Below are 8423 nucleotides of genomic sequence, written 5' to 3' on the forward strand. Positions count from 1 at the left end.
CTTGTCGCATCATCTACTTCTTTTTTAGCTTTTGCTTTCTCTTCTGGACTTAGATTGTCATTTGCTGCTATTGCTGCATTTGCTTCATTTTGGGCTTGGGCTAATGCTGTTACTGCTGCTTGTTTTGCTTTAGGTAATTTCATAGCCTCTATTCCAGCATTTTTCGCTTCATTGACTTTATCTCTAGTTGGCGAATTATTGATTGCTTCTTTAGCTTTTTCTGCTTCTTTTGCTATTTTATCTTTTGCAGCTTGTTTTTCTGATTCTGATAGTGAAGAATTATTTATTTCTTCATCTTGTTTTCTTTTTTCTTGATCAATTTCTTCTATTGCATTTGGTTTATCTTTTGCTGCTACACGATGATTCTTATATATTTTTTTATCTGCTTCTGCTTTGATCCTTTTTAGATTTGATATATCATTTGCTCCATCAATTTTGTTTTTTGCATCCTCTGCAGCTAATCTTGTCGCTTCTGCTGCAGCTTGTTTTTCTTCCTCTGTTAGATCATCTCTTCTATTATTAGAATCATCTATTTCTTTTTTTAATTCATCAATTGATTTTTTAGTAGCTTCTTTGTCTAAGATATTTAGGGTTACAGTGATATTTTTTTCAAAACCATCCTTTGTTACAGTTGTTACTTCAAGAGTATTTCCCAGACCATTCAAGTCAGTTATCTTATCAACTTCTTTCCCAGATCCATTTCTCATTCTGTTAATTATGAATGTAGTTGCATCTGCTTGTTCTTTATAAGCAGCCTCATATTTTACTAATTTTAAAAGTTCTTCTTGTAAATCACTCTTGGCTATTAATTTGCTGTTTTTATCTATCGTTACATCTTCTGGTATGTGAAAATACATAAATCTAATTTTCCCACTTCTTGCAAGTGGGTTATCAATTCTATCCTTACTAGTATTTGCTACAATACGTTTGTTGAATCCTCCTGGAGTAGCACTATTTCCATGACCAAATATACTACCTGCTTTAAGATAAAATTCTTTTTTTGCTTTATCATAATGGAATATAGGTTTAGTAGGAGCTAGATTTCCCGTGAATTTTGCTTCTATTCCTGGGTGATCTGATGAATCATCTGCCAGGTAGATAACAGGTGGGTCTCCTGCTTCTACATCAATAAGCTTAACGTCTTTATCAGTTCGAACACCTGCCCACATGATTAATTCAGTAGACTCAGTAGGCGAGCTTGAAAATGTAACTGAAGCTGGATTTGAAGATGGACTCGGTGTTGGTGCTGGTTGTACAGGAGTAGCTTCTTTGTAAACTTTCAGATAAGCACGAGCATAATTTTGTGCAGATCCTATAGGTAGTTGGTTAGATTTAAATCCAGCAATTAACGCAACTTCATCAGCACTTTTTATACTACTATCTACAGTTGCTGTGTAGGTGATTCGATAATCTAAAGTTGTTTCTTCTGTTTCAAATGATAAAATTCCTTTAGTTCTATTTTTGATGCTGTTTATTCTATCTATTTCACTTGGAGTTGTATTCCAACTCTTCTCCATGTGCCAGCCTATTGTATCTCTCCAACGACCTTCAAATCCATCATTTTTATAACCATAACTTACTGTTTTTTCAACATAACTTCTCTTTCCTTTTTCTCGTGATAATCTATGTATAGAAGTTGCCCAATCATTAAGTACATTTCCATCTGAATAAAAATAAGATGAAGTATTTTCTGCCATAGACACGGATGTTACTGTTAGTCCTTCTGGTACAGTAACATAAAATAATGGTTCTTTCCACCAGTCATGTTTTTTATTGATATTTGCTGTTACTCTAACTCTATTTTGTCCACTTCCATTATCTCCAAGCCATTCTACTTTTACATCGATAGAGTCTTTTACTATGTTGCTATCGTTTCCTTCTCTTGAGTTCCATCCATACTCTGTATCACTTATAACTCCTCCATCACGGAATTTATTTCCTTCAATGTTTTTCTTTTGCTTGCTTTTGTAATTTTGGAAGTTTTTAGAAAGCGTCAAAGCCTTTTGTTGTTCAAGCGATAGACTTTCTACTATTTCATCTGTAAGGTTTAATTGTTCAAAATCTTCAACAGTAAGTGCCTTAATTTCTTCTGTTGTCATTTTTTTAAAGTCTTCAAATGTGATATTTTTTGCTTTTTCTTTTGTTTGTTTTTCTGTTTCTGAAGCTGTTTTCTCTTCTGCTGTGGTTGTTTTTGGTTTTTCTACTACGCTGGCATTAGTTGCTTCTGTTGTTAGTTCTGTGTTTTCTACTCCGTGTGCAAATACTTGCGGTGTTATCAAAAGGAAAGATCCTAGGAAAATCGATCCTACTCCTGTCTTAAATTTCCTAATCGAAAATCTGTCTTTTTTCTTATTAAACATTGTTTTTTCTCCTTTTTTATGATGTTGTTTTTTATTTATTCAAAAAATCAGGATTTTTGGAACAAGTGGGGTATAATTAAGAAAAATATAGTTGTTATTTTAAGAATTCTTAAGAAATAAGGATTTTTTGATATGTTTTTATAGAATAGACAGTTAATTATTTGATGTTTTTCATGAATATTAGTAATTCTAAAAGTCCTAGTATTTTGTACAACTTTTTTGATTTGAGTAAATTATATAATTAAGTTAGCCAGTGATACAAAAAAAGCATCTCATAGGATATACTTTTCATAATCACAAAAAAAGGATACCAAGAGATGCAAGAATACTATAACACAAAAGGCAAACATATAACAGAAAAAGAACGTTACTTCATCGAAAAATGGAAAAAAGAAGGTAAAAGCAATAAAGAAATCAGTCGATTATTGGGAAAAAATCACCAAACCATCAATAATGAAATCAAACGTGGACTTATCGATTTATCTTTTCATGGTGGCACTAAAGAATACTCTGCTCAAAAGGCACAAAACGATTATCATCGTTTACGTTTAGCCGTAGGTAGAACAGATACTTCAACGGTAGAAAAAGAAACCATCATCAAAGAAAAAATCATGGATAAATATTCCCCTGAAATGATTAGCCAATTACCTGATATGCCCTCTTGTACAACGATTTACTCATGGGTATACAAAGGGTGGATAAGTGGTATTTCACGTAAACTTTTACTTTATCCTAGAAAACATAAACCGATAAAATTCAATGAAAAACGACCACCAAGAAAGGCTAATGCCCTCTCTATCGAACAGCGACCACAAAAGATTAACGAGAGAAAAGAAATCGGGCATTTTGAAATAGATTTAGTGATTTTAAACAAGAAACGTGGACAACAATTATTGACATTAACAGACAGAAAAACACGATATGAAATCATTCGTCTTATTCCTGATAAAACGGCTCAAAGTGTGAATACCGCTTTGACGTCTATTCAACAAGACTATTTAATCCACTCTTTAACAGCTGATAATGGTTCTGAATTTTTACGATTAGACGAAGCCATCACTTGTCCTATTTATTATGCACATCCATTCTCTTCTTATGAACGAGGTAGCAACGAAAATGCAAATCGATTGATTAGACGATGGTTCCCAAAAGGCACAACAACCGTTACTCCTAACGAAGTAACGGCTGTTGAACAATGGATGAATCGTTATCCACGTAAATTATTTAACTATGTATGTCCTTATGATTTGCCTGAGGTGGCTAACTTACTATTGTAATTTGCGACTGTGACTTAAAACAAAAAGATAGTGACGTAACATTTGTTACATCACTACCTTTTATGAGTCATCAACCCTATTTGACATAGAACCTATAATAAAACTACTTTATGGTAGAGAAATAGCTTCCATATATGTATCTATGATTGTTTGTGTTCCTTTACCGTCATTCAAATCATATATAACTTCTAATCTGATTTTATATGGTGTGTTTGCTTCTAAACCTTGAACCTCCACATCATATATATGTTCATCCATTGGTAACTCTTTTACAATAGAATCATCACTTTCTTTAATAATAACAAGTTTTCTACTGATAATACCTTGTCCTTGAATGTCTACAGCAACAGTTAACGAACGATTATCTTCGTCTTTTTCAATATCAACAATACTAATCATTGGTTTTTGTAAACTTGTATCGGTATTCGTATGATTGTTTTGTCGAATCAAGCGAATTACTTTTTCTTCTTTTATTAACGTATAAATATCTGCATCTCCATTACGTTCATTAAACAGGATATGCGATGTGACAGTGTTTAAAGAACCTTTTTGAATCGTCATATATATTTTTTCTTCAGTCACATCAAATTGTACTGGATTGATAAGAACATTTAAGTTCCCTTTTATTTCATTGTCTACATTCACACTTGCTGTCAATGGTAAAACAAATACTCCACCAGATGATACAATATCGCCTACACTCACTTGAGTATTCGATGCTAATTGTACCGCATCTCTAACTGTATCCAATGTCAAGGTGTCTGCCCCTTGGAAATTTTTAGAGAAAAAAACGACTGAGTTGTTTAACTGAATATGTTTTATACGTCCTTTAATATCTAAATTTTCCTGAGTCGTACGATAATTGATGTTTAATTTACTATCCCTTGCATTTGTTGCATCAATATAATTTATTTTATCATTTTCTTGTAATGTTACATTCACTTCTCCAAGGTTTTGATGTTGTTCACTTGATAAACGTATGCCTACAGGATGTCTTTCAGAAGAGTCAATTCTGACATTTCTATCAAGTATTAGTGTTGTTGGTGTCGTTTTATCTCGATAGGTATCTCCAAGAATAATCTCTTTAAAGACAGTACCTGTATAACTATATCCGTCGCTTTGTCTATGCTCTGTTGGTTGTGGAGAGTTTTTAAATATAATATTAGCACCTTTAGTTGCTGGAACAGTCGTACGATGACTACCTACTACTAAAGTAAAGCCATCACTGTTAATCGTCGCACTTGTTCTTGTGACAACATTATCAAAAATCAAATGAGAATCATTCGCATAAATATAAAGTGCGTTGCTACCGTCCGGTGTACTAGAAAGTGTGATGTCTTTCAATAATGTGTGTTCTCCTTCAAAGGAATAACTCAAACCTCTACCATAAATCGTATGTCCTCGCCCATCTATCGTGATAGATTTATCAATAGTCAACTCTTGATTTGCCATACTTGTTGCTAAATTCACATCACTCAATAGTACAATCGTATCTCCTTCTTTAGTTGATGTTAAAGCTTTTTGAAGTGTATTGTACGGACTTTCTTCTGTACCATTTCCTCCCTGTGTTGCATTCGTGTTCACATATAAACGATTTGCTGATTTTGGTGTAAACTGCCATGTCCCAGTAAAAACGGTATTTTGTGTTACGGTGACAGGAATTGTTGGTTCATATCCAACAAATGTCCATACACCCTCATCTGTTGTAATTGTATCATCAATCGCACTTGGACTAAATATTTGTCCATGTGGTACAAGTACTTGATGTGGTTTCAATGCATTCACTTCTACTGGAAGTATTTTCCCTTCCGTAGCAGACTTAAATACATATTGAACTGCATATTGATTTTTTTCAAAATGCCATGTCCCAACAACTTCTGTATCACTTTGAATATGTGTCAGAGATGTAGGAGCATACCCTTTAAATACCCACTTTCCACCTTCTACACGCTTTTCTTGCTCAGTTGGCTGAATAAGTGTCACAGCATTTCCTTTAGCAACTGTTTGTTGACTAGGTGTTAAGGCTATCACACTCTCTGGCAGTACTTCGTCTTGAGTGTCTGATTGAAAACGATACGTTATCGCATATAATTCCGGTACTGGATTTTCCTTAAATGTCCATGTCCCAATAACCGTTACATCAGCTTTATTGACAACTTCACTTGTTTTTGTCCATTCAACAAATGTCCATAACCCATGATGAACCGTATCGACATAATCACTTGTGTCAATCATATCCGTTGTAACTGATGTACCATTCTCCACTTTGGATTGTGTTTTACCATTCAATCTTTCTCTTAAAGATTGTGGTAAGTCAAAAGAACTATTGACATCTTTTTCAAATGCATACTGTATTTTATAAGTGTTAGGGGTAAACTGCCACATTCCCGTAAACACTACATCAGCTTTATTGACTGTCGCAATCGTTTTATCCCAACCTATAAAATGCCATATTCCGTCATTGACTATGTCGTTGTAATCTGATGTATCAATCTCTTTTGTTGTCAAGATTGTTTCATTTTTTACTTGTTGTGAGGTATACAATACTCTCTCTTTAAGAACTTGAGGTAATTCTTTTTCAGCTGTAAATTGATAGGACACATGATACAATATTTCTTTTGGCATATCTTGCGTTGTCGTTACCTTAGTCGTTTCCGTCACTTGACTTGTTGTTACTCTTGTTGTTTCTGAAGTCGTTTCTTTGTTTATTAATTTTGTTGTTTCTTTAGAATTTTCTATTGGCACTACTTTTGAAGATTCCTTTGATACTTCATTTACAGATGTTTCTCGTGTCGTCACGGGTGCTGACTCATCTAGTGTTGTCATGTTTTTTGTAGTTGATATTACTGACAACTCTGATTCTTTATGTGATATAGAAGGAGCTACTTCATCTATATAAATATTCTTACCACTTGAATCCACTACTGAATGCGTTGCTTCACCGTTGATAAAACCAATATAACGATAACCGTTAATATCAACACCTTTAGGTAAAACAGATTGGCTATCCAAAGTCAAAAGTTGATTGTATTTTGCCAATTGCTGACTTTGTACAGCGTATAAAGCTGTATGAGAATATAAAAATGCACTCGCTGCCGTTACAAAAAATAAAGGTATCATCATTTGTTTTGTTTTTCGTTTTCTATCTGACAGTATTATAAATCCACTTGCAAGGCATACCATACCCGATAAACCATAAAATATCATATTTTGTTCTGCTGTATGAGGTAATTTCTCCTGTGAAACACAACGATAAACCATATAATAAACTTGGTTTTCTTCTTGTGAATTCGTAGGTAATTCAGCAATGATATGTTGTTTCTCATCAGCTGTTAATTCATCTTCTAAAACATATTGATACGAAACTTTTATTTGTTTATGACTCTGCTGCTCACTGTTGGCAAAAGCAACTTGATGATTAGAGACAGCTGCCCCACATAAAAAAATACCAACTGCAACAGAAACTGTACCTAGTGTTAACTTTCTAATAGAAAATATTTGTTTTCTAAAACCCCTATCTATGTTTCTCATATCTACTCCCTCACTTTTTTATTATAAAACTATTTTCGATCTCCTATAGAATATCATAACTAGTATACCTAAGTCAAAATAGTAAATGAGAAGATATCATTATCGCAATGCTATCTTCCCATTTTTACTTTTCAGTCATATCTATATGACATCAGTAAACTTGCATTAAAAAATATACCACTTATTCAGTTTCTTCTTCCAATCGTTTTCTTAATGCTGCAATCATTAAACCTAATCCAAATACAGTAGCTCCATAAAATATTGTGTTTTGTTCTGTTGTTCCTGTTTTTGGTAGTTTTTTACTTGAATATGAATCTTTATTAAGTGAACCTGATCCGAATTTTGTTTCTTCACCATGTATTAATCCATTATTATCGCCTTTATGATTGTTAGACACATCTGCTACTCCTAGAACTAGATTTGGCTTGTCATACTTAGGAGTATCTTTATCAACTTCATATTTACCATATACTATCAAGTCGGTTAATGGTATTTCTACACCATTGACTATTACTTTATTTCCATTAAAAGTAATTGTCGCACCAGGATTTAAACGAAGCAATTCTTCTTTTAATTTATCTTTCACAGACTGATCACTATTAGATAAATCAGGTACTCTGAATTTATTAATTGGTAGTGTAACAGAAATTTCTTTTTCGCCATCTTCTTTTGCTTTGTTGACTTCTTCCACATCTGTTGCAGCGTCAATGGCTGTTTTTGCTTTCTCTGCTGCGTCTTGAACTGCTTGTTTTGCTTTGGCTTTTTCTGTTTCTGTTAAGCCTTCTGCTTTATCGATTGCTTCTTCTTTAGCCACTTTGGCTTCATCAATCGCTTTTTTCGCATCTTCTTTTGCTTTGTCAACTGCTACTTTTACATCTTCTTTTTCTGATGTTACTGGTGAATTTTCAATTTCTTTTTCGCCATCTTCTTTTGCTTTGTTGACTTCTTCCACATCTGTTGCAGCGTCAATGGCTGTTTTTGCTTTCTCTGCTGCGTCTTGAACTGCTTGTTTTGCTTTGGCTTTTTCTGTTTCTGTTAAGCCTTCTGCTTTATCGATTGCTTCTTCTTTAGCCACTTTGGCTTCATCAATCGCTTTTTTCGCATCTTCTTTTGCTTTGTCAACTGCTACTTTTACATCTTCTTTTTCTGATGTTACTGGTGAATTTTCAATTTCTTTTTCGCCATCTTCTTTTGCTTTGTTGACTTCTTCCACATCTGTTGCAGCGTCAATGGCTGTTTTTGCTTTCTCTGCTGC

Annotated in this window: 4 protein-coding genes; 1 reads left to right on the forward strand and 3 read right to left on the reverse strand. The window is 33.7% G+C overall.

The annotated features are described in order from the left end of the window. On the reverse strand, positions 1-2360 hold a 2360-nt coding region (locus GMA11_RS08835), incomplete at its 3' end, for a DUF1542 domain-containing protein (RefSeq protein ID WP_163546784.1). Between the two features lie 317 nt (positions 2361-2677). Between GMA11_RS08835 and GMA11_RS08840 the strand changes: the two genes are divergently transcribed. Continuing rightward, positions 2678-3637 (forward strand): IS30 family transposase, encoded by a 960-nt coding sequence (locus tag GMA11_RS08840; protein ID WP_163546781.1) that lies wholly within the window; start codon positions 2678-2680, stop codon positions 3635-3637. 108 nt (positions 3638-3745) lie between these two features. Here GMA11_RS08840 and GMA11_RS08845 read toward each other — a convergent pair whose 3' ends face one another. Together GMA11_RS08845 and GMA11_RS08850 are read right to left on the reverse strand one after the other, a co-directional pair. Next, positions 3746-7168, reverse strand: a complete 3423-nt coding sequence (locus GMA11_RS08845) for an SHIRT domain-containing protein (RefSeq protein WP_163546782.1) — start codon at positions 7166-7168, stop codon at positions 3746-3748. A 181-nt stretch (positions 7169-7349) separates the two neighbouring features. After that, positions 7350-8423 (reverse strand): DUF1542 domain-containing protein (locus tag GMA11_RS08850; protein WP_163546783.1); only part of this gene is annotated, 1074 nt, incomplete at its 5' end.

Origin of the sequence: Granulicatella sp. zg-ZJ, assembly GCF_010892355.1 — a bacterium.
Classification (GTDB): domain Bacteria; phylum Bacillota; class Bacilli; order Lactobacillales; family Aerococcaceae; genus WM01.

Coding starts and splice junctions, on each gene's coding strand:
- GMA11_RS08845 (WP_163546782.1), bottom strand. CDS start 7,168: ATGAGAAACATAGATAGGGGTTTTAGAAAACAAATATTTTCTATTAGA.
- GMA11_RS08840 (WP_163546781.1), top strand. CDS start 2,678: ATGCAAGAATACTATAACACAAAAGGCAAACATATAACAGAAAAAGAA.